Consider the following 21828-nt stretch of genomic DNA (forward strand, 5'->3'; position numbering starts at 1 on the left):
GCGCCACCCTGGCAGGGATAATGCACACATGAATCCGCCACCCGATATCCGCCCCCTGCCTCTATGCCACCTGGACGATCTCAGCGATCCCGGCAGCAAGGGCTTCGTGGTACAAGGCCGGCAACTATTCGCCGTGCGCCAGGGGCCCCAGGTGTTCGTCTACGAGAATCGCTGCCCGCATCGTGGCATCCCACTGGAATGGGTAGCCGATCAGTTTCTCGACAGCTCCGGAAAACTGATCCAGTGCGCCAGCCATGGCGCCCTGTTTCTGCCCGAATCCGGGGAGTGCGTGGCCGGCCCTTGCAGCGGCACCAGCCTCACCGCGATTCCCAGCCACATTGAGGCTGGGCAGGTCTGGCTGAGCTGAGGCCGTTCAGGTTCAGCATTCGACCGGTAACTGCCCGGCCACTTCCAGTCCCAGTGGCGAGGGCCGCACCGACCAGGCCAGCACCTGTACCCCCGCCGCCTGCGCCTGACGCAGCAGACTGCCATAAAGCGGATCGATCTCATCCGCCGGCCGCACCCGGGTGATGCCACTGTGCATCACGCAGAACAGCAGACAGCTGCGCTGCCCGCCCTGCGCCAGCGCAGTCAGTTCGCGCAGATGCTTCTGCCCGCGCAGGCTGACTGCATCGGGGAACGCCCCTTCCCCGTTACCCAGCGCCAGGGTCACGCTCTTGACCTCGACCACGCAGCTGTCCCGCGTGTTGCTCAACAAAAAGTCGAAACGGCTGCCTCCCGGCGCCAGGGTCACCTCGCGACGAATGTCCGGGTAGCCCGCCAGCGGGGTGATCAGGCTCTCGGCCAGCGCCGCGGCGACCACCGCATTGGCCCGCGCGCTGTGCACGCAGGCCAGTTCACCCGGTGCGGTTTCCACCAGTTCCCAGGTCCCCGGCAGCTTGCGCCCGGGACGCTGATGCAGATCGATCCAGACCCGGCTGCCCGGCTCACCACAGTTCTTCATTGAGCCGGTGTTGGGGCAGTGCACGGTCAATTCCCGACCATCATCCAGTCGAATGTCCGCCAGAAACCGCTTGTAACGACGGATCAGCGTGCCGCCGAGCAGCGGCTGTGAAAACGGAATCAGCATCCCGGCCAGCTCCCCAGGGCCCGGGCGATACGCTCCGCCGCCTGTTCCAGGCGCGGCAGCGAGTTGGCATAGGCGAAACGCACATGCTCGGCGGCCCGGTGCTGCCCGAAATCCAGCCCCGGGGTGATTGCCACATGCTCGGTTTCGATCAGGTGCCGGCACAGCTGCTGACTGTCAGCACCAAAGGCGCTGCTATCCGCGTACAGATAGAAGGCCCCCGCCGGGGTATTGGGAATGCGAAAGCCCAGCTCGCGCAACACCGGCAGCAGAAAGTCGCGGCGCTGGTGGAACGCCTCGCGGCGCGCTTCGCAGATGGCCAGCGTTTCCTCGCTGAAGGCAGCCAATGCAGCCTGCTGCGACAGATGCGGCGCGCAGATGTACAGGTTCTGGGCCAACTTCTCCAGTTCGGGCACAGCCTCTTCCGGTGCCACCAGCCAGCCCAGCCGCCAGCCGGTCATGCCGAAGTACTTGGAGAAACTGTTCAGCACCCAGGCATCGGGGGCCACTTCCAGCACCGAGGCGGCCTCGCAGCCATAGGTCAGCCCGTGATAGATCTCATCGACGATCAACTGGCCACCCAGGCGCCGAGTGGTGTCAGCCATGGCCCTGAGCTGTTCGCGACTGAGTACGCTACCCGAGGGGTTGGCCGGCGAGGCACTGAGTACCGCGACGCTGTCGGCGCTCCAGTGCTGCTCGATCATCTGCGGCGTCAGTTGGTAGTCACTGTCCGGCCCGGTAGGGATCAGCGTCGCGCGCCCTTCGACCAGACGCAGGAAATGGCGGTTGCATGGATAGGCCGGATCGGCCATCAGCACCCTGGCGCCGGCATCCACCAGCAGTGCACTGACCAGCAGCAGCGCGCCGGAGCCGCCGGGCGTGATCACCACCCGCCGCGGGTCCAGATCGATGCCATGGCGCTGCTGGTAGAAGGCGGCCACCGCCTCGCGCAACGCTGGCAGGCCAAGCGCCGGTGTATAGCTGGTATGCCCGGCCGCCAGGGCAGCCTGGGCCGCACGCATGATCGGCTCGGGGGTGGTGAAATCCGGCTCGCCGATTTCCATGTGAATGACATCATGGCCCTGCGCCTGCAGCGCCTTGGCCCGTTCCAGTACCGCCATCACATGGAAGGGTTCGATATCCCCGATCCGCTGCGCCCAGCGCTGTTTCAACATGCCTACCTCCGTTACCGACAGCGGCAAAAAGCGCCATGATACCTGCCCCGGCGAAGATTGGCCTGGTCTCGCCGAACTGGCGCTGGGCGCAGACCAAAACGCGGGCGCAACATGCGCTGTGCGAAAGCTCGGCTGCCCCAATCCATTTCGAGCTATGCTGACATCATGAAATGATCTTTAAGTCGGCAAAAAGTAGCTTCGCTGATCGGGTTCTGGTAGTTTTGCCCGCTTGCAGGCCACAGGCCGCACCCCCGCCGGTCAGCAGTGGTTTCGACCTGGCACAGGATGATTGAGCTAAGAGTGAGGCTGTTCTATGCCCAGCAATACGAAAGAAAAGAACTCATTGTTGATTCGCGGCTTTGTTCCCTATCAGGAAGAGAAAGGCGAGGAGTACATGAACGAGCGTCAGCTCGCCCATTTCGCCGACATCCTGAACAGCTGGAAGCGCGAGCTGATGGAAGAAGTCGATCGCACTGTGTCCTATATGCAGGACGAGGCGGCCAACTTCCCCGACCCCGCCGACCGCGCCAGCCAGGAAGAGGAATTCAGCCTGGAACTGCGTACCCGCGATCGTGAGCGCAAGCTGATCAAGAAGATCGATCAGACCCTGCAGCGCATCGAGGATGATGACTACGGGTTCTGCGACTCCTGCGGCGTCGAAATCGGCATCCGCCGCCTGGAAGCCCGCCCTACGGCCACCCTTTGCATCGATTGCAAAACGCTGGCCGAGATCAAGGAAAAGCAGATCGGCGGTTGATCTGCGTCCGATCGGCGATAGACAGCCCAACGTCTGCCGCCGATCGCCCCTCTGCGCCAAACACCATGGCCATACCCCCTTCTGCCTACACCGGGCGCTTCGCCCCCACCCCCAGTGGTTATCTGCATTTCGGCTCCCTGCTCGCCGCCGTCGCCAGCTACCTGGACGCCCGCCACCATCAGGGACACTGGCTGGTCCGCATCGAGGATCTGGATACCCCGCGCAATATCCCCGGTGCCAGCGAGCATATCCTGCGTACCCTCGAGGCCTACGGGCTGCACTGGGATGGCGAGGTGGTCCGGCAGAGCGAGCGCCTGGTGCTGTATCAGGACGTGATCGATCACTGGTTGAGCACTGGCCAGGCCTACCATTGCGACTGCTCGCGCCGCGAGATCATCGCCCATGATGGCGTCTACCCCGGCACCTGCCGCGAGCGCCAGCTGCCGGCGGCGAGTGACCATGCGGTGCGCGTCAAGGTCAGCCCGCAGGAACTGGGCTTCGACGATCGACTGCAGGGCCGCTTCAGCCAGAATCTGGCCAGCAGCTCGGGTGACTTCATCGTTCGCCGGCGTGACGGCATCATCGCCTATCAACTGGCGGTGGTGGTCGACGATATCGCCCAGGGCGTCACCGATATCGTGCGCGGTGCCGACCTGCTGGACTCCACGCCGCGGCAACTGTGGCTGTACCGGTTGCTGCAGCAGCCGGCGCCGCGCTATCTGCATGTGCCACTGATCATGCGCCATGAAGGCGAGAAGCTCAGCAAGCGCCTCGGCTCGACCCCGCTGGAACCGGAGCAGGCCTCGGCCACACTGCATCGGGCACTGCGCATTCTGACCCCGCAGCCCCCTGCCGAGCTGGGCGCGGCACCGGTCGCCGAGCAGCTGCAATGGGCCATCGCCCACTGGCAACCGCAGCGATTGCCGGCCGTGCGCCAGATACTGGAGAGCACCCAGGGGTGACAAGCCAACCGGGCCTGATTACCATCGCTGCACTGCCCGAGGACAACTCCCATGTATATCTACCGACTGGTATTGCTGCTGGTCATCGGCATCTACCTGTTTTCACCCGCCATCATGGACTGGTGGATCGAACCCATGGGCGCCTGGTATCGACCCTATGTGCTGTGGCTGATCCTGATCATCGCCGGCATGCTGCTGCAGAGCCCAAGGGATACCGATGAGCTTTGAACTGAGTCTGCTGATACTGCTCAGCGTCACCTATCTGGTCATCCTGTTCAGCGTCGCCTGGGCTACCGAGCGCGGACTGCTGCCCCGTTCGCTGGTGCGCCACCCGGCGATCTACACCCTGTCCATCGGTGTGTACGCCAGCGCCTGGGCGTTCTACGGTACCGTCGGCCTGGCCTACCAGTACGGCTACGGCTTCCTTACCTACTACCTCGGCGTGTGCGGCGCTTTCCTGCTGGCCCCGGTGCTGCTCAACCCGATCCTGCGCATCACCCGCACCTACCAGCTGTCGTCCCTGGCCGACCTGTTCGCCTTCCGCTTCCGCAGCACCTGGGCCGGCACCCTGACCACCGTGTTCATGCTGCTGAGCATGCTGCCGCTGCTGGCACTGCAGATTCAGGCGGTCGCCGACTCGGTGCAGATCCTCACCCACGATCCGCGCCAGCGACCGGTAGCGCTGGGCTTCTGCCTGCTGATCATCCTGTTCGCCATCCTGTTCGGTGCCCGCCACATCTCCGCCCGGGAAAAGCACGAAGGGCTGGTGTTCGCCATCGCCTTCGAATCGGTGGTCAAGCTGGTGTGCCTGTCGGCGGTCGGCCTGTATGCCCTGTTCGTGGTGTTCGAAGGCCCCTCCGGGCTGGAGCTGTGGCTCAGCCATAACCAGGAAGCGCTGAAGACCCTGCACAGCCCGTTGCAGGAGGGGCCGTGGCGGACACTGCTGCTGGTGTTCTTCGCCGCCGCCATCGTCATGCCGCACATGTACCACATGGCCTTCACCGAGAACCTCAACCCCAGGGCATTGAGTTCGGCCAGTTGGGGGCTGCCACTGTTTCTGCTGCTCATGAGCCTGGCGGTGCCACCGATTCTCTGGGCCGGCCTGTACCTTGACGTGCCGACCAACGCCGAGTACTACACCCTTGGCCTCGGTGTCGCCGCCGGCGCCGACTGGCTGACCCTGGTCGCCTTCATCGGCGGCATTTCCGCCGCCAGCGGGCTGATCATCGTGGTCACCCTGGCGCTGTCCGGGATGGTGCTCAACCATATGGTGCTGCCGGTCTATCAACCCAGTGCCGACAACAACATCTACCGTTGGCTGCTGTGGACCCGCCGCAGCCTGATCGCCGCCATCATCATGGCCAGCTATGGCTTCTATCGCCTGCTCGGCAGCGACCAGCACCTGTCCAACCTGGGCATCACCTCATTCGTCGCCACCGTGCAGTTCCTGCCCGGCGCGCTGTCGGTGCTGTACTGGCCGCAGGCCAATCATCGCGGCTTCATCTGCGGCCTGGTCGCCGGCATGGCAGTCTGGGCAGCGACCCTGCTGCTGCCGATGATCACCGGTATCGATACCTTGCAGATGATGGGACTGCAGGTCTCGCTGGATTCCGAGTCCTGGCATATCGCTGCGATCGTATCGCTGACCACCAATATCGTCGTGTTCACCCTGGTCTCGCTGTTCACCCAGCGCTCCACCGACGAGATCAGCGCTGCCGAGGCCTGCCTGGTGGACAATGTCAGGCGCCCTCAACGCATGGAGCTGGTCGCCAGCTCACCGCAGGAGTTCGCCCAGCAACTGGCCAAGCCCCTGGGCAACCGGGCCGCGCAGCAGGAAGTAGAACAGGCGCTGCGCGACCTCAAGCTGCCGTTCGACGAGCGCCGTCCCTATGCCCTGCGCCGCCTGCGTGACCGGCTGGAGGCCAACCTGTCCGGTCTGATGGGCCCGGCGGTGGCACAGGAAATGATCGAGACCTTCCTGCCCTTCAAGCTGGCAAGCAACGGGTACGTCACCGAGGATATCCATTTCATCGAGAACCGCCTGGAAGACTATCACTCGCGGCTGACCGGCCTGGCCGCCGAGCTGGATGCGCTGCGCCGCTACCACCGCCAGACCCTGCAGGACCTGCCGATGGGTGTCTGCTCGCTGGCCGAGGACAGCGAGGTGCTGATGTGGAACCGGGCACTGCAGACATTGACCGGGATCGCCGCCGACAGCGTGATCGGCTCGCGCCTGGAAAACCTGCCAGCCCCCTGGAACGAACTGCTGCAGCGCTTCGTCGCCGACGAATCAGCGCACCTGCACAAGCAGAAGCTGCTGAATAACGGCCAGACCCAGTGGCTCAGCCTGCACAAGGCGGCGATCGACGAGCCGGGCAATGCTCGCGGTGGTCTGGTACTGTTGATCGAGGACCAGACCGACACCCAGTTGCTCGAGGATGAACTGATTCACTCCGAGCGCCTGGCCTCGATCGGCCGGCTTGCTGCCGGCGTGGCCCACGAGATCGGCAACCCGATCACCGGCATCGCCTGCCTGGCGCAGAATCTGCGCGAGGAGTCCGAGCAACCGGAGGCACACGAGGCGGCCGAACAGATCCTCGAGCAGACCCGCCGGGTATCGCGGATCGTGCAATCGATGGTCAACTTCGCCCATGTCGGCAGCCGGCACAACAACGCCAACGATGAAGTGGACCTGGCCGCCTGTACCAACGAGGCCATCCACCTTCTGTCGTTGAGCCGCAAGGGACCGGAGATCAATTATGTTAACCTGTGTGACGCCACCCATCGCGTCGCCGGCGATAGCCAGCGTCTGGTGCAGGTGCTGATCAACCTGCTGGGCAATGCCCGCGACGCCAGCAGCGACGGTGACAGCGTTACCGTGCGGACGGTTCAGGATGAACATCAGATTCTGCTGAGCGTGGAGGATCAAGGCAGCGGCATCGACCGGGCATTGATGGACCGCCTGTTCGAACCGTTCTTCACGACGAAGGCTCCAGGGACGGGAACCGGGCTGGGACTGGCACTGGTGTACTCGATCATCGAGGAGCATTATGGTCAGATCACGGTAGACAGTCCCATCGATGAGGCCACGCAGCGGGGCACCCGATTCACCATCACCCTGCCGCGCTATGGCGTCTTTAGTTCTGGTACCTCCGCTTGATGGATGTCGGACGGTCACCGCAAGAGGTAGATATGTCGCATATTCTGGTTGTTGAAGACGAACCCATCATCCGCTCCGCATTACGACGGCTGCTGGAACGCCACCAATACCAGGTCAGTGAGGCCGGCGCCGTTCATGAAGCAGTGGAAAAGCATGACCTGGACCAGTTCGACCTGATCATCAGTGACCTGCGCCTGCCCGGCGAACCCGGGACCGAACTGATTCGCCGCGCAGAGAATACCCCGGTGCTGATCATGACCAGCTACGCCAGCCTGCGCTCGGCAGTGGATTCGATGAAGCTCGGCGCCGTGGACTATATAGCCAAGCCCTTCGATCATGAGGAAATGCTGCAGACCGTGGCGCGCATCATCGAGGCGAGCCAACAGCGCAAGCAACCCGCGGGCGAACCGGTGACTGCGGCTGGCACCACCGCTGACGGCCAGACCGACAATCAGGACATGGGCATCATCGGCGCCAGCCCGGCGATGCTGACGCTGTTCAAGCGCATCCGCAAGGTCGCCCCGACCATGTCCACGGTGCTGATCCAGGGTGAGTCCGGCACCGGCAAGGAGCTGGTCGCCCGGGCCCTGCATGAGAACTCGCCCCGCGCCCACGCCCCGATGATCTCGGTCAACTGCGCGGCGATCCCGGAAACCCTGATCGAGTCCGAACTGTTCGGCCATGAAAAGGGCGCTTTTACCGGCGCGGTGGCCGGACGCACCGGCCTGGTCGAAGCAGCCAATGGCGGCACCCTGTTCCTCGACGAGATCGGCGAGCTGCCACTGGAAGCCCAGGCGCGCCTGTTGCGCGTGCTGCAGGAAAGCGAAATCCGCCGGGTCGGCTCGGTACAGTCGCAGAAGGTCGATGTACGGCTGGTTGCAGCGACGCACCGCGACCTCAAGGCGCTGGCGCGCCAGGGGCTGTTCCGCGAGGATCTGTACTACCGCCTCAACGTGATCGAACTGCGCCTGCCGCCGTTGCGCGAGCGCGGCGACGACGTCATGCTGATCGCCGAGGCACTGCTGGCACGCATCGGTCACAACATGAATACCCCAACGCTGCACTTCAGCCGTGAAGCCGCCGAGTCCATCAGCCACTACCAGTGGCCGGGTAACGTCCGCGAACTGGAAAATGCCATCGAACGGGCAGCCATCCTGTGCGACGAAGATGAGATATCCACCGACCTGCTGGGCATCGAGCCGGACATCGAGCAGGAACGCACCTCACATGCCACTACCGCCCTGGAATCCATGCGCAGCCCGGACACCGTCAGCAGCGAGCCGGCCGAGAACCTGTCACTGGAAGATTATTTCCAGCACTTCGTGCTCGAACACCAGGAACACATGACCGAAACCGAGCTGGCGAACAAGCTCGGTATCAGCCGCAAGTGCCTGTGGGAACGGCGTCAGCGCCTGGGCATTCCGCGCAAGAAAACCGCCAATTCCTGAAGACCTTCCCGGTCCTCCTCGGTGGAGGGCCGTTACCCCATGAAGTGTTACCCGTTACCCAGCCCTCGGGAACAAACTGTTACCCCTAGTCCAAATGAGGTAACACTTTAACGAGGCATACGGTAACACCTCCCCCTTCCCGCTTCGGCAAGCTCACCACGAAAAACATTAACTTATTGTTTTTAAAGACATTTTAAAACATGGCACGGCAAATGCTTTATTACAGACACAACAAGAATAAAAACTGGCAAGACCCCATAACAAAAACAAGATTCAGCTCCACACATAACAAGAACAAAACGTGCGAGTGCAGCAAACTGATTTTTTTGGAGAATGGGAACACAGCAAGCGAACGAACTGTTCGACGGGATACCCGAAAGGGTACCGAGAAAAATAAAAGTTGCTCAAGCAACCTACCGGTCCCGATGCCAACCTTGGCCACTGCTGTCTCCTAAGCGTCCAAAGCAATCCGCTTGCTTTAGGCAACCCGGGATGGGTTTAACGGGGTGGCACTGTCACCCAGCCCAAAAGAACAAGAAACAGCTCAGAAAATAAAAACAAAAACCATTAGGGGGAGTGAATACTCCCCTTGAGCTTTCCCCCCCTCCTGCTTCACCTTCCTTACAATTCCCCGGCCATTCACGCTAGAATGGGCGCCTGTTGATACAGGCAACACGGTATTCGAACCCAAACGTGCGTCTATCCAGTGCTTTGCCCATGACATTCATGCATGTTAACTTCGGCTTTCTGAAGCCTCGGTAAAGTGTACCCAGCCAGGGACATAGGCGAATCCAGCGATCCAGCGGCATGTACTATAGTAGATGCGCATGACCGGCAGGATTCCCGGCTGCACCTGGGCCGCCATTTTCCCAGGTTTACAGGCCTGGGGTTGGATACGCCGGTGGACTACCCGCTCATATGATTCGCAAGCTACTGAAAAAGATTCCCTCTCCTTTCGGGCGTCCCGCCCACAGGCGTACCACGCCTGCAATAATCCCTGCCAGCCAGCACGCCCTCAAGCGCAGCCAGATCAGCCGCAATGCGGTGACCGTGGTCGAACGCCTGCAGCAGGCCGGTTACCAGGCCTTTGCGGTCGGTGGCTGCGTGCGCGATCTGCTGCTGGACATGGACCCGAAGGATTACGATGTGGCGACCAGCGCCACGCCGGAACAGGTGCGTGCCACCTTCCGCAACTGCCGGCTGATCGGTCGGCGCTTCAAGCTCGCCCACGTGTATTTCGGTCGCGAGATCATCGAGGTGGCCACCTTCCGTGCCGGCCATGCCGACGACAGCGACAACGACGCTGACCTGGGTCGCGAGCAGTCGCTGCAGAGCGAGTCCGGTCGCCTGTTACGCGACAATGTCTACGGCAATCTCGAACAGGACGCCCAGCGCCGCGACTTCACCATCAACGCGCTGTATTACGATGTGTGCACCGGCAATATCCATGACTATGCCAACGGCGTGCAGGATATCCGCAATGCCCGGGTCCGCCTGATCGGCGATCCCGTGCAGCGTTATCAGGAAGACCCTGTGCGCATGCTGCGTGCGGTGCGCTTTGCCGCCAAGCTGGATTTCGAGATCGAGCCGCACAGTGCTGCCCCCATTGCGGAACTGGCCGAGCTGCTCTACGACATTCCAGCGGCGCGACTGTTCGATGAAGTATTGAAATTGCTGCTCAGCGGCCAGGGCGAACGCACCTTCGAGCTGCTGCTGCACTATGATCTGTTCGCCCCGCTGTTTCCCGATACCGACGAGGCCATCGACGAGCAGCCGGACTACACGCTGAAACTGATCCGCCAGGCGCTGCGCAACACCGATGAACGCATCCGTGAAGAGCGGCCGGTGACGCCGGCTTTCCTGTTCGCCGCCCTGCTCTGGCCGGCTCTGCCGCAGCGCACCCGCGAGCTGGAGGAGCAAGGCATTCCAACAATCCCCGCACAGCAGCAGGCAGCCCACGAGCTGCTGGCCGAGCAATGCCGGCATACCGCCATTCCCAAACGCTTCAGCCTGCCGCTACGGGAAATCTGGGACATGCAGCCGCGCCTGGAGCGGCGCAACGGCCGGCGTGCCGATCAGTTACTGGAACATCCGCGCTTCCGTGCCGCCTACGACTTTCTGCTGCTGCGTGAAGCCGCGGGTGAGGATACCGGCGGGCTGGGCCGCTGGTGGACCCGGTACCAGGAGGTGGGTGCGGATGAGCGCCGCCGCATGATCCAGCAACTGAGCAGTGGCGAGCCAGCGGCCAAGCGCTCGCGCCAGCGCCGCAAACGCAAGCCCAGCGGTGGAGCCGAGCATTGATGCAGCGCTGTTTCATCGCCCTGGGCAGCAACCAGGCCGATCCTGTGGCCCAGGTCAGCAAGGCCTTCGCCGAACTGCGGGCACTGCCGCAATCGCGGCTGCTGGCGTGCTCATCGCTGTACCGCAGCGCGCCGCTGGGGCCGCAGGACCAACCGGCCTTCATCAATGCGGTGGCCATGCTCGATACCACGCTACAGCCCGAGGCGCTGCTGGATGCGCTGCAGGATATCGAGCAACGCAGCGGCCGGGTGCGCAAGGCCGAGCGCTGGGGACCACGCATTCTGGATCTTGATCTACTGCTATACGCCGACCGGATTATCGATACCCCGCGCCTGCAGGTACCGCATTATCATATGCACGCCCGTTCCTTTGTGCTGTATCCGCTGGCAGAATTGGCAGCGGATCTGACCATGCCCGACGGCACGCCGCTGCAACGTCTGCTGGATGCCTGTCCGTCGACAGGTCTGCAGCGCCTGACCGGCACCGCGGCACAAGGTTGAGACATGTATTTTCTGGAGCATCATCGTTCAAGTCAGGAAGACTATACTGCTGAGGCTGTTATCAACCTGAGCAATCGGAGCGACAGACAGTCCGCCTGCCTGCCGATCACAGCCATGTTGCCTCTCGGAGGCCGAACTACTGGAATCTGCCATGCCTGACATTACCCTGACCACGCTGAACAAGCTCAAGCAGAACGGCGAGAAATTCACCTGTCTGACAGCGTATGACGCCACCTTCGCCCACCTGGAAAGTACTGCAGGAGTGGAAGTGCTGCTGATTGGCGACTCCCTGGGAATGGTTCTTCAGGGACACGACAGTACCCTGCCGGTGACTGTCGAGGAGATGGCTTACCACACCGCATCGGTCAAGCGCGGTAACCGTGGGGCCCTGATCATGGCCGACCTGCCATTCATGTCCTATGCCACCCTGGACCAGGCCATGGTCAACAGCGCCCGGCTGATGCAGGCTGGCGCCCATGTGCTCAAACTGGAGGGCGGCGGCTGGCTGGCCGATATCACCACTACCCTCACCCGCAATGGCATTCCGGTGTGCGTACATATGGGCCTGACCCCGCAGACCGTCAACGTACTCGGCGGCTACAAGGTGCAAGGACGCCAGCAGGACCAGGCCGAAGCCATGCTCGAAGATGCCATCGCCCTGGAGGCTGCTGGCGCGGCCATGCTGCTGCTGGAGTGCGTTCCCAGCGAACTGGCCAATGCGATTACCAATGCCGTGAGCATCCCGGTCATCGGCATCGGCGCCGGCAGCGGCACTGACGGTCAGGTACTGGTGGTGCATGACATGCTCGGCTTGTCGATCAGTGGCCGCCTGCCGCGCTTCGTGAAGAACTTCATGGCCGGCCAGGCGGATATCGCCTCCGCCATTGCCGCTTACGTCAGCGCGGTCAAGGCCGTGGAATTCCCCGCCGCCGAGCATGAGTTCTGACAGCATGAACACATTGCATTCGATTGCGCAGCTGCGTGCTGCGCTGGCGCGCGCGCGCCAGGAAAACAAGCGCATCGGCCTGGTGCCGACCATGGGCAACCTGCATGACGGGCATATTGCCCTGGTGGAAAAGGCGTTGCAGCGTAGCGACTACGTGGTGGTGAGCATCTTCGTCAATCCACTGCAGTTCGGTCCCAACGAAGATCTGGACAGCTACCCGCGGACCCTGGCCGAGGATCAGCGCAAGCTGCTGGATGCCGGCGCGCACATGGTGTTCGCTCCCAGCGTCAATGAGATGTACCCCGAGGGCATGGACGGCCACACCCTGGTCAGCGTACCAGTGGTCTCCGAGGGTCTGTGCGGTGCCAGCCGCCCGGGGCATTTCGATGGCGTATCCACAGTGGTCAGCAAGCTGCTGAACATCGTCCAGCCCGATCTGGCGGTATTCGGTGAGAAGGATTTCCAGCAACTGGCGGTGATCCGCAAGATGGCCCACGACCTGTGCCTGCCGGCACAGATCATGGGCGCGCCCATAGTGCGCGCCGCCGACGGCCTGGCCCTGTCCTCGCGCAACGGCTACCTGGATGAGACCCAGCGGCGCAGTGCACCACGCCTGTACCAGACGCTGCAGCATATCGAGCAACAGCTCGTCGGTGGACGCCGCGACTTCCCGGTAGTGATCGAGGAAGCTAGGATCATGCTCACCGAGGCCGGCTTCAGGCCCGACTACCTGGATCTGCGTGATGCCCTCACTTTGCAGCCGGCAAACAGCGAAACACAGGACATGGTCGCCCTCGCCGCGGCCTTCCTTGGCGCCACCCGCCTGATCGACAACCTCCGCTTCAGCCTCGCCTAAGCCCCCTTGGCCGATACCCGCTATTGGCCAAGGTACCTTTCATATCCGACCAAAGCAGGGTTGAATTACCCTGCCTTCTAGTCAAACCTTGTGATGTAGACAGCCTGGCAGCTGTATAACCTCAGGCACCATAACCTCAGGCCCCAAGAGCCCGACAATAACAACAGAGGAAGATCCATGTACAAGATCGAGAACCACAAGGTCTCCGAGAACACCCGCCGCCAGACCCATCTGGACGCCGACGGATATGAGCGCATGTACCGCCAGTCCATCGAGCAGCCGGATGCGTTCTGGGCCGAGCAGGCCAACCGCTTCGTCGACTGGATGGAGCCCTGGTCCAAGGTCCATGAAAGCGACATGCAGCAGGGTCATGCCGCCTGGTTCATCGATGGCAAGCTGAACGTCAGTGTCAACTGCATCGACCGCCACCTGGAAAAGCGTGGCGACCAGACCGCCATCATCTGGGAAGGCGATGACCCGAGCGAAGATCGCCACATCACCTACCGTCAACTGCACGAGCAGGTCTGCCGCCTGGCCAACGTACTCAGGGCCCGCGGCGTGAAGAAGGGCGACAGCGTCTGCCTGTACATGCCGATGATCCCCGAAGCGGCCTTCGCCATGCTCGCCTGCGCCCGCATCGGCGCAGTACATACCGTGGTATTCGGTGGTTTCTCCCCTGATGCGCTGCGTGATCGCATCCAGAACGCCAACTGTCAGACGGTCATCACCGCCGACGAAGGCGTGCGTGGCGGCAGAAGCATCCCGCTGAAGGCGAATGTGGAAAAGGCCCTGGCAAACTGCCCGGACGTGCACACCGTGGTCACCGTCAAGCGTACCGGTGCCGATATCGCCTGGCACGAGCATCGCGACATCTGGTACCACGAGGCCTGTGCCGCGGTCAGCGACCAGTGCGAAGCGGAACCCATGGACAGCGAGGACCCGCTGTTCATCCTGTACACCTCCGGCTCGACCGGCAAGCCCAAGGGCGTGTTGCACACCACTGGCGGCTATCTGCTCAGCACCGCCCTGACCCATCACTACGTGTTCGACTATCACGATGGCGAGGTTTACTGGTGCACCGCCGATGTTGGCTGGGTCACCGGTCACTCCTATATCGTCTATGGTCCGCTGTGCAATGGCGCCACCACACTGATGTTCGAAGGGGTACCGACCTACCCGGACGCCTCGCGCTGCTGGCAGATCGTCGACAAGCACAAGGTCAACGTGTTCTATACCGCGCCGACCGCGATCCGCGCGCTGATGGCCCTCGGCGAGGAGCCGGTGAAGTCCAGCTCGCGCGCCAGCCTGCGTCTGCTCGGCAGTGTCGGCGAGCCGATCAACCCGGAAGCCTGGGAGTGGTACTACCATGTGGTCGGCGACTGCCGCTGCCCGATCGTCGATACCTGGTGGCAGACCGAGACCGGCTCGATCCTGATTGCTCCACTGCCCGGCGCCTGCGACCTCAAACCGGGTGCCGCCATGCGGCCGCTGTTCGGCGTGGTGCCGGCACTGGTGGACAACGACGGCAACGAACTGCAGGGCGTGGCCGACGGCAACCTGGTGATCAAGCAGTCCTGGCCAAGCCAGATCCGTACCGTGTATGGCGATCACCAGCGGCTGGTCGATACCTACTTCAGCACCTACAAGGGTGTCTACTTCACCGGTGACGGTGCCCGCCGCGACGAGGATGGCGACTACTGGATCACCGGTCGGGTCGACGATGTACTGAATATCTCCGGGCACCGCATCGGTACCGCCGAGGTGGAAAGCGCCCTGGTGCTGAACGACTATGTCGCCGAAGCCGCGGTGGTCGGTTGTCCCCACGACATCAAGGGCCAGGCGATCTATGCCTATGTCATGCCGATGAAGGGAGTGACCCTGACCGAGGAGATAATGACCGAGCTCAAGGCCGCCGTCAGCCAGCAGGTAGGGGCCTTTGCCCGGCCCGACTTCATCCAGCCGACCACCGGCCTACCCAAGACCCGCTCGGGCAAGATCATGCGCCGCATATTGCGCAAGATCGCCTGTGATGAGCTGGATACCCTCGGTGACACCTCCACCCTGGCCGACCCCTCGGTGGTGGATAGCCTGATCGAAAATCGGCTGAATCGGGGCTCCTGAGCAAAGGTAGTTGTTCTGCCGGAGCAGGACCTCTATTCTTGCCGGTTCGTCAGATAGCTAGAGGTAATGCTCCATGCAAGAGGTCGTGATTGTTGCCGCCACCCGAACTGCCATTGGCAGTTTCGGTGGCCAGTTCGCCGGTGTCCCAGCTCACCAACTGGGTGCAACCGTCATTCGGGCCCTGCTGGAGCAGACTGGTATCGATCCAGCCAGTGTGGATGAGGTCATCCTTGGTCAGGTACTGACCGCAGGCTGCGGTCAGAATCCCGCACGTCAGGCCGCCATCCACGGCGGCCTGCCCCACAGCGTTCCGGCGCTGAACATCAACAAGGTCTGCGGCTCCGGCCTGAAGGCGGTGCACCTGGCTGCCCAGGCCATCCGCTGCGGCGACGCCCAGATCATGATCGCCGGCGGTCAGGAGTCCATGAGCCTGTCTCCACACCTGCTGCCGACATCCCGTACCGGCCAGCGCATGGGTAACGGTCAACTGGTCGACAGCATGGTTCATGATGGCCTGTGGGACGCCTTCAACCATTACCACATGGGCATCACCGCCGAGAACCTGGCCGAGCGCTATGAGATCAGCCGCCAGCAACAGGATGCCTTTGCGCTGGCCTCCCAGCAGAAAGCCGTCGCCGCCCAGGATGCCGGCCGCTTCGCCGCTGAAATTACGCCGGTCGAGGTCGCTCAGCGCAAGGGCGAACCGCTGCGTATCGACCAGGACGAACAACCCCGTGCCAGCACCACCCTCGAATCGCTGGGCAAGCTGCGCCCGGCATTCAAGAACGACGGTACCGTCACCGCTGGCAACGCCTCGAGCCTGAATGATGGCGCCGCCGCCGTCATGCTGATGAGTGCCGAGAAAGCCAGCGAACTGGGCCTGCCAATACTGGCCAGGATCTCCGGCTATGCCAGTTCCGGAGTGGACCCGGCGGTGATGGGGATCGGCCCGGTCAGCGCCACCCAGCGCTGCCTGAACAAGGCCGGCTGGAAGGTCGAGGAGCTGGACCTGGTCGAGGCCAACGAGGCCTTCGCCGCCCAGGCCCTGGCGGTAGCCAGCGAGCTGCGCTGGGATCTGGACAAGGTCAACGTGAATGGTGGAGCCATCGCCCTGGGCCACCCCATCGGCGGCTCGGGTTGTCGCATCCTGGTGACCCTGCTGCATGAAATGCAACGTCGCGATGCACGCAAGGGCCTGGCGACGCTGTGCATCGGCGGCGGTCAGGGCGTGGCCCTGGCGCTGGCACGGGACTGAATCACCCGCTCAGAGCAACCTGAAGCGCTGGAGCACCTCGTAGCGCACGCCCTGGTCGCCGCTACGGCTGAGGAACAGGCCGATGTGGTCGACCGGGAAGGCGGGCAGTGACAGCTGCGCATGCCGCTGCAGAAACGCCTGCAGCGGCATGCCGTGGCGGATTCGCGCCAGGGTGATGTGGGGTGTGTAGGAACGCCCGTCCGGCTCCAGCCCGAGCGGCAGCAAGCGCGCCTCCAGCCGTTGCTGCAACTGATACAGCAATGGCGTCTCGGCAACCCCGGCCCAGAGCACCTGCGGTCTCTCGGGAGCCCCAAAATAACCCACGCCCTGTACCTTCAACTCGAACTGCGGGCCGGGCACATCCACCAATACCTCGGCCATCCGGCGAGCCTGCTCCTCGCTTACCTGGCCAATGAAGTTCAATGTCAGGTGCAATTGTTCCGGCCCATGCCAGCGGGCCGCGGGATGCGCCTCACACAGCTTGGCCAGGGCCTGTTTGACCGTATCCGGCAATTCGATACCGACAAATAATCGCAGCATGGCAACCCCATTGGAAATGTCTGACAGGTCTATAATAGCGCCCCATGCGCCTCGACCAGTTCATTGCCAAACACACCGAATACAGCCAGCAAACCGCCCGGCTGCTGATCGCCGCAGGCCGGGTACAGATCAACCAGCAAACCGCCCGTGACGGACAACAGAACATTGACCGCTTCACCACCGTGCAACTGGACGACAGGCTGCTGCAACAACAGACCGCCCTGTACTTCATGCTGTACAAGCCCGGCGGCTATCTCAGTGCCACCCGCGACCCGGTTCACACCACCGTGACGGAGCTGTTTACGGAGCCACTGCGCCAGCATTTGCATATTGCCGGGCGTCTGGACCGTAGCACCACCGGTCTGCTGGTTCTGACCAATGACGGTCTCTGGTCGCGACGCCTGACCGAACCCGGCAGACGCATCCCCAAGGTGTACCTGGTGAGCACCGCCGAACCAATCGCCGAGCACGCCGCCGCGTACTTCGAACGAGGCATTCACCTGGCTCGTGAAGGCGTTGACACCTCCCCGGCACAGCTGCAACTGCTCTCCCCCTGCCAGGCCCGTCTGACCATTCATGAAGGCCGTCATCATCAGGTCAAGCGCATGTTCCATGCGGTCGGCAACCGGGTAGTGGCCCTGCACCGTGAAAGCATGGGAGACATCACCCTGGATACCAGCCTGGTGCCCGGCGAATATCGACCATTGAGTGCGCCGGAGGTTGATTCGGTGAGGCGGTAACGTCCTGCCCGTTTACCGCAAGCTTCAGCCGCTGCGATGTCGTTGCCCGAGAAAACCCCGCCTGCCGTACGCCGCTTGGTTTGCCTGAAAGCCAATTGCTATGCTGATGAGACAACAGCAATCCGAAGGCGACGCTCATGCATACCATCATTGCGGGACGATTCGAGCTGCAGGATCAGGCAGACGCCGCACTGGCGACGCTGCGACAGGTCGGCTTTCCCAACGACGCCCTGGCGGCGTTCTACCTCAACCCCAACGGCCAGCATGACATCTACCCCATCGGCGGTGATGATGAAAGCTCGGCAGGTGCCCGCCATTCCGGTCTCGGCGCGGCCAAGGGCGGTGGTATAGGCGCTGCGGTCGGTGCCGCCGCCGGCGCGGTGACCACGCCGATCATCGGCCCTGTCGGCATAGCGATTGGTGCCGGCGTAGGTGCCTACACCGGTTCGCTGATCGGCGCCGTCAGCAGCACCGACAAGGAGTCCGATGTGGACGAGCAGACCGGCCGCCCTTCCTACGAGCAACCCAAGGTCACCGAGCGCGCCCCCGGCGTGCTGGTCGCGGTACGGGTCGATGAGCAATCCCAGCAAGAGGCTATCGATGCCCTGAGACGCTCCGGCGCGGCGGATATCGAGCAGACCGAAGGCGACCTGCGCAACGGCCAGTGGCATGATTTCGATCCGCATGCGGTGGTCAGGCGGATCTGATCAGGACGCCAGCCAGGCCTGCGCTTCCACCTCCTGCTGCGGAGTGAAGGACTTCACTTGCAGCCCCGGGATCACCGCGCCTTCGATTTCGCTGAGCTTTCTGATCCATTCCTTGGCGCAGATCACCGCGCAGCGATCGAACTGCCGAATCAGCCTGAACAGCTGCGGCAGATGCGACAGCTCCACCCCCAGAGCGCCTGCAGTAGGCATCTGAAAGTCGCCGACATGCACCAGCATGCGCCCGTGCTCGATGCCACGCGCCTGGGTGAACAGCTCATCCAGGCAGGCGCGCATGCCCTCCTTGTCCAGCTTGCCGGAAAAGACCATATCCAGCCGATCATCACCATTGCGGGTTATCTCAAACATGGGTTGTCCTCTTTGTGTGTGCAAACTCATCAGCAGTATAGACAAGCCTCACCCCCCGGGCGGCGCTGACGAAAGATGGAATCTTTTACCTGACGCCAGCGTCAACCGGAGACATAGACGCGGAGGTGAATGATGAACAAGCATCCCCATGAGCCCGATGAACAGGCCCTCACCGAAGCTGCCCGGCGCCAGGCCGAAGCCGATAACCGGGAGGCACCCGATGACCGCCCGATGGGACCGGTCGGCAATATTCCCAGCAGATCCGAGTCGGCCAAGCGTGCCGGTGAAGCCGGACTGACCGAGGCCGCCATGCCGGGACAGGGCCCGACAGCCGACGACGCCACGCCCGAAACCCTGATGCCGGACGATGGCTCACGCTCACCGCAGGAAGCGGCCACCGATGCCGGTGCCGCCGATGCGGAGCTGAGTGAAGTAGGCAGGGTACGCGCCGGGGGTGGCGGTGGGCTGGACGAAGCGGAGCTGGGGCGGGTCAAACCACTGGATGGCAAACCCTGGGATGGTGATCCGAACGAGCCGCTGTTACCGGAAACCGCAGCCGACGAGGAACGACTGACCGCCCCACCCGACAGCGAACCCGATCGCGACCAACCCGACTGAGCGCCACAACCCAGGCATGAAAAACCCCGGCGCAGCAGTTAACTGGCCGGGGTTGTTCAGGCACCGCTGCAGGCAGCGGTGCAAGACTCGATTCAGACGCCGCTGTTCTCAGCCGCTTCCACGTCTTTCATCGACAGCTTGATACGGCCGCGGTTGTCCACGTCCAGTACCAGTACCTTCACTTCCTGACCTTCCTGCAGTACGTCGGTGACCTTCTCGATACGCTGGTTGGCGATCTGCGAAATGTGCACCAGACCGTCCTTGCCCGGCAGGATGCTGACGAAGGCACCAAAATCGACGATACGCTCGACCTTGCCGGTGTAGACCTTGCCAATTTCCGCTTCGGCAGTGATACCGTCAACCCGCGCCTTGGCGGCGTTGGCGGCATCCTTGCTGGCGGCGAAGATTTTCACGGTACCGTCGTCGGTGATGTCGATCGAGGCGCCAGTTTCCTCGCAGATGCCGCGAATGGTCGCGCCACCCTTGCCGATCACGTCACGGATCTTGTCGGAATCGATCTTCATGCTGATCATGGTCGGCGCGTTGGCGGACAGCTCCTTGCGCGACTCCGGCAGCACTTCGTTCATCTGCTTGAGGATGTGCAGACGCGCATCGTGCGCCTGGTGCAGGGCGATTTCCATGATCTCTTCGGTAATACCGTTGATCTTGATGTCCATCTGCAGTGCAGTGACACCCTTCTCGGTACCGGCCACCTTGAAGTCCATGTCGCCCAGATGATCTTCGTCACCGAGGATGTCGGTGAGGACGGCGAACTTCTCGCCTTCCTTGACCAGACCCATGGCGATACCGGCCACCGGCGCCTTCAGCGGCACACCGGCGTCCATCAGCGCCAGGGAAGCACCACAGACCGAGGCCATGGAGCTGGAACCGTTGGATTCGGTAATTTCCGAGACCACGCGGATGCTGTAGGGGAACTGGTCCATATCGGGCATGACCGCCTGGATACCGCGACGGGCCAGACGACCGTGGCCGATCTCGCGACGGCCGGTGCCACCCATGCGACCACACTCGCCCACCGAATAGGGAGGGAAGTTGTAGTGGAACATGAAGGGGTCTTTCTTCTCGCCTTCCAGGGTATCCAGCAGTTGCGCATCGCGGGCGGTACCCAGCGTAGTCACCACCAGCGCCTGGGTCTCACCACGGGTGAACAGCGACGAGCCATGGGTACGATCGAGCACACCGACTTCGATGTTCAGCGGACGCACGGTCTTGGTGTCACGGCCATCGATACGCGGATTGCCGTTGACGATGCTTTCACGCACGGTGCGATATTCGATCTCGCCGAAGGCTTCCTTGATCGCTGCGGCGGAGGGCTTGCCCTCTTCCTCACCGGCCAGAGCGGCAATGGCTTGATCGCGCAGCTCGCCCAGACGGGTGTAGCGGGACTGCTTGTGAGTGATGCCATAGGCTTCGCTGATACCGCCGCCGAACTGGCCCTTGATGGCCTCCAGCAGTGCAGTATCTTCCGGTGCGGGCTGCCAGTCCCAGGCGGGCTTGCCAGCTTCGGCCGCCAGTTCCTTGATGGCTTCGATGGCTGGCTGGAATTCCATATGGGCGAACAGTACGGCACCCAGCATCTGGTCTTCGGTCAGTTCCTGTGCTTCGGATTCGACCATCAGCACGGCTTCTTCGGTACCGGCCACGACCATGTCCAGGCGCGAGGTCTTCAACTGCTCGTAGGTCGGGTTCAGTACGTAACCCTGTACGTCATCGAAGCCAACGCGGGCACCGGCGATCGGACCTTCGAAGGGGATTCCGGAAATGGCCAGGGCCGCCGAGGTGCCGAGCATGGCGGCAACATCCGGATCAGTGGTCTTGTCAGTGGAGATGACAGTACAAACCACCTGGACTTCATTCATGAAGCCTTCGGGGAACAGCGGGCGGATCGGACGGTCGATCAGGCGGGAGGTCAGGGTTTCCTTCTCGGTGGGACGGCCTTCACGCTTGAAGAAACCACCGGGGATGCGGCCTGCCGCATAGGTTTTCTCGATGTAATGGACAGACAAGGGAAAGAAGTCACGACCGGTGTCGGCGTTCTTTGCGCCCACCACGGTTACCAGAACGCTGACTGCATTATCAATGCTGACCAGAACCGCGCCCGACGCCTGACGCGCAATGCGACCGGTCTCCAGGGTAATGGTGTTATTGCCTAACTTGAATTGTTTGATAACCGGTTTCACGGTGTCTTCTCTCTCTGTATTTACTGTATTTGCCCTTCGGGAAACTCTGGGCACGGCCGGGTTTCGGACCCGACCATGTCCAAACGGG

At 62.6% G+C, this 21828-nt stretch carries 20 protein-coding genes; 15 read left to right on the plus strand and 5 right to left on the minus strand.

All coding sequences use genetic code 11. From position 1 onward, the window contains the following. Window positions 1-28: 28 nt before the first annotated feature. Window positions 29-367, plus strand: coding sequence for a Rieske (2Fe-2S) protein (locus tag CQ007_RS14680; protein WP_105646594.1), 339 nt, complete (start codon window positions 29-31; stop codon window positions 365-367). Between the two features lie 12 nt (window positions 368-379). On the opposite strand, the gene sfsA is transcribed toward CQ007_RS14680, so the two are convergent. Then, window positions 380-1084, minus strand: a complete 705-nt coding sequence (sfsA, locus tag CQ007_RS14685) for a DNA/RNA nuclease SfsA (RefSeq protein WP_105646665.1) — start codon at window positions 1082-1084, stop codon at window positions 380-382. Then, window positions 1084-2262, minus strand: coding sequence for a pyridoxal phosphate-dependent aminotransferase (locus CQ007_RS14690; RefSeq protein ID WP_105646595.1), 1179 nt, complete (start codon window positions 2260-2262; stop codon window positions 1084-1086). Before CQ007_RS14690 ends, sfsA begins: the two co-directional genes overlap by 1 nt. A gap of 313 nt (window positions 2263-2575) precedes the next feature. Here CQ007_RS14690 and dksA point away from each other — a divergent pair, with 313 nt between their 5' ends. The 11 genes from dksA (at window position 2576) to CQ007_RS14745 (ending at window position 16568) form a co-directional block, all read left to right on the plus strand. Beyond that, a complete protein-coding gene (gene dksA / locus CQ007_RS14695; RefSeq protein WP_105646596.1) occupies window positions 2576-3019 on the plus strand; it encodes an RNA polymerase-binding protein DksA in 444 nt (147 codons plus the stop codon). A gap of 65 nt (window positions 3020-3084) precedes the next feature. Further along, the gene (gene gluQRS, locus CQ007_RS14700) at window positions 3085-3981 is read left to right on the plus strand and encodes a tRNA glutamyl-Q(34) synthetase GluQRS (protein WP_105646597.1); all 897 of its coding nucleotides are present in this window, start codon (window positions 3085-3087) and stop codon (window positions 3979-3981) included. A gap of 51 nt (window positions 3982-4032) precedes the next feature. Further along, complete coding sequence (locus CQ007_RS14705; protein ID WP_036993100.1) at window positions 4033-4209, plus strand: hypothetical protein; 177 nt, start codon at window positions 4033-4035, stop codon at window positions 4207-4209. Next, window positions 4199-7141, plus strand: coding sequence for a sensor histidine kinase (locus CQ007_RS14710; protein WP_305888514.1), 2943 nt, complete (start codon window positions 4199-4201; stop codon window positions 7139-7141). The genes CQ007_RS14705 and CQ007_RS14710 overlap by 11 nt, the downstream gene beginning before the upstream one ends. Before the next feature lie 32 nt (window positions 7142-7173). Beyond that, window positions 7174-8589: a sigma-54 dependent transcriptional regulator gene (locus CQ007_RS14715; RefSeq protein WP_105646599.1), complete on the plus strand. Its 1416-nt coding sequence runs from the start codon at window positions 7174-7176 to the stop codon at window positions 8587-8589. Window positions 8590-9507: 918 nt separating this feature from the next. Then, window positions 9508-10890, plus strand: coding sequence for a polynucleotide adenylyltransferase PcnB (locus CQ007_RS14720; RefSeq protein WP_105646600.1), 1383 nt, complete (start codon window positions 9508-9510; stop codon window positions 10888-10890). Beyond that, a complete protein-coding gene (folK, locus tag CQ007_RS14725; RefSeq protein ID WP_177424371.1) occupies window positions 10890-11390 on the plus strand; it encodes a 2-amino-4-hydroxy-6-hydroxymethyldihydropteridine diphosphokinase in 501 nt (166 codons plus the stop codon). The genes CQ007_RS14720 and folK overlap by 1 nt, the downstream gene beginning before the upstream one ends. 151 nt (window positions 11391-11541) lie before the next feature. After that, window positions 11542-12336 carry a 3-methyl-2-oxobutanoate hydroxymethyltransferase gene (panB, locus tag CQ007_RS14730; protein ID WP_105646602.1) on the plus strand — a complete coding sequence of 265 codons (795 nt, stop codon included), beginning with the start codon at window positions 11542-11544 and terminating at the stop codon, window positions 12334-12336. Window positions 12337-12340: 4 nt separating this feature from the next. Further along, complete coding sequence (gene panC, locus CQ007_RS14735; RefSeq protein WP_105646603.1) at window positions 12341-13192, plus strand: pantoate--beta-alanine ligase; 852 nt, start codon at window positions 12341-12343, stop codon at window positions 13190-13192. A gap of 177 nt (window positions 13193-13369) precedes the next feature. After that, window positions 13370-15313 (plus strand): acetate--CoA ligase, encoded by a 1944-nt coding sequence (gene acs, locus CQ007_RS14740; RefSeq protein WP_105646604.1) that lies wholly within the window; start codon window positions 13370-13372, stop codon window positions 15311-15313. Between the two features lie 73 nt (window positions 15314-15386). Next, complete coding sequence (locus tag CQ007_RS14745) at window positions 15387-16568, plus strand: acetyl-CoA C-acetyltransferase (RefSeq protein WP_105646605.1); 1182 nt, start codon at window positions 15387-15389, stop codon at window positions 16566-16568. A gap of 9 nt (window positions 16569-16577) precedes the next feature. Here the strand turns inward: CQ007_RS14745 and thpR are convergent, their stop codons facing one another. Next, window positions 16578-17108, minus strand: a complete 531-nt coding sequence (gene thpR / locus CQ007_RS14750; RefSeq protein ID WP_105646606.1) for an RNA 2',3'-cyclic phosphodiesterase — start codon at window positions 17106-17108, stop codon at window positions 16578-16580. A 44-nt stretch (window positions 17109-17152) separates the two neighbouring features. Between thpR and CQ007_RS14755 the strand changes: the two genes are divergently transcribed. Both CQ007_RS14755 and CQ007_RS14760 read left to right on the plus strand, forming a co-directional pair. Beyond that, complete coding sequence (locus CQ007_RS14755; protein ID WP_105646607.1) at window positions 17153-17848, plus strand: pseudouridine synthase; 696 nt, start codon at window positions 17153-17155, stop codon at window positions 17846-17848. A 137-nt stretch (window positions 17849-17985) separates the two neighbouring features. Next, on the plus strand, window positions 17986-18555 hold the full coding sequence (locus tag CQ007_RS14760; protein ID WP_105646608.1) for a hypothetical protein: 570 nt from the start codon (window positions 17986-17988) through the stop codon (window positions 18553-18555). On the opposite strand, the gene CQ007_RS14765 is transcribed toward CQ007_RS14760, so the two are convergent. Beyond that, complete coding sequence (locus CQ007_RS14765) at window positions 18556-18921, minus strand: STAS/SEC14 domain-containing protein (RefSeq protein ID WP_105646609.1); 366 nt, start codon at window positions 18919-18921, stop codon at window positions 18556-18558. It lies immediately after the preceding gene. Between the two features lie 132 nt (window positions 18922-19053). Between CQ007_RS14765 and CQ007_RS14770 the strand changes: the two genes are divergently transcribed. After that, a complete protein-coding gene (locus CQ007_RS14770; protein ID WP_146114593.1) occupies window positions 19054-19539 on the plus strand; it encodes a hypothetical protein in 486 nt (161 codons plus the stop codon). A 92-nt stretch (window positions 19540-19631) separates the two neighbouring features. On the opposite strand, the gene pnp is transcribed toward CQ007_RS14770, so the two are convergent. Next, window positions 19632-21740 (minus strand): polyribonucleotide nucleotidyltransferase, encoded by a 2109-nt coding sequence (gene pnp, locus CQ007_RS14775; RefSeq protein ID WP_105646611.1) that lies wholly within the window; start codon window positions 21738-21740, stop codon window positions 19632-19634. Window positions 21741-21828 lie beyond the last annotated feature (88 nt).

Origin of the sequence: Pseudomonas sp. MYb185 (assembly GCF_002979975.1) — a bacterium.
In the GTDB taxonomy this organism is placed as follows: domain Bacteria; phylum Pseudomonadota; class Gammaproteobacteria; order Pseudomonadales; family Pseudomonadaceae; genus Halopseudomonas.

Coding starts and splice junctions, on each gene's coding strand:
- CQ007_RS14770 (WP_146114593.1), top strand. CDS start 19,054: ATGAACAAGCATCCCCATGAGCCCGATGAACAGGCCCTCACCGAAGCT.
- CQ007_RS14690 (WP_105646595.1), bottom strand. CDS start 2,262: ATGTTGAAACAGCGCTGGGCGCAGCGGATCGGGGATATCGAACCCTTC.
- CQ007_RS14745 (WP_105646605.1), top strand. CDS start 15,387: ATGCAAGAGGTCGTGATTGTTGCCGCCACCCGAACTGCCATTGGCAGT.
- CQ007_RS14680 (WP_105646594.1), top strand. CDS start 29: ATGAATCCGCCACCCGATATCCGCCCCCTGCCTCTATGCCACCTGGAC.
- CQ007_RS14720 (WP_105646600.1), top strand. CDS start 9,508: ATGATTCGCAAGCTACTGAAAAAGATTCCCTCTCCTTTCGGGCGTCCC.
- CQ007_RS14755 (WP_105646607.1), top strand. CDS start 17,153: ATGCGCCTCGACCAGTTCATTGCCAAACACACCGAATACAGCCAGCAA.
- thpR (WP_105646606.1), bottom strand. CDS start 17,108: ATGCTGCGATTATTTGTCGGTATCGAATTGCCGGATACGGTCAAACAG.
- CQ007_RS14715 (WP_105646599.1), top strand. CDS start 7,174: ATGTCGCATATTCTGGTTGTTGAAGACGAACCCATCATCCGCTCCGCA.
- gluQRS (WP_105646597.1), top strand. CDS start 3,085: ATGGCCATACCCCCTTCTGCCTACACCGGGCGCTTCGCCCCCACCCCC.
- CQ007_RS14705 (WP_036993100.1), top strand. CDS start 4,033: ATGTATATCTACCGACTGGTATTGCTGCTGGTCATCGGCATCTACCTG.
- CQ007_RS14760 (WP_105646608.1), top strand. CDS start 17,986: ATGCATACCATCATTGCGGGACGATTCGAGCTGCAGGATCAGGCAGAC.
- panB (WP_105646602.1), top strand. CDS start 11,542: ATGCCTGACATTACCCTGACCACGCTGAACAAGCTCAAGCAGAACGGC.
- acs (WP_105646604.1), top strand. CDS start 13,370: ATGTACAAGATCGAGAACCACAAGGTCTCCGAGAACACCCGCCGCCAG.
- folK (WP_177424371.1), top strand. CDS start 10,890: ATGCAGCGCTGTTTCATCGCCCTGGGCAGCAACCAGGCCGATCCTGTG.
- CQ007_RS14710 (WP_305888514.1), top strand. CDS start 4,199: ATGAGCTTTGAACTGAGTCTGCTGATACTGCTCAGCGTCACCTATCTG.
- panC (WP_105646603.1), top strand. CDS start 12,341: ATGAACACATTGCATTCGATTGCGCAGCTGCGTGCTGCGCTGGCGCGC.
- CQ007_RS14765 (WP_105646609.1), bottom strand. CDS start 18,921: ATGTTTGAGATAACCCGCAATGGTGATGATCGGCTGGATATGGTCTTT.
- dksA (WP_105646596.1), top strand. CDS start 2,576: ATGCCCAGCAATACGAAAGAAAAGAACTCATTGTTGATTCGCGGCTTT.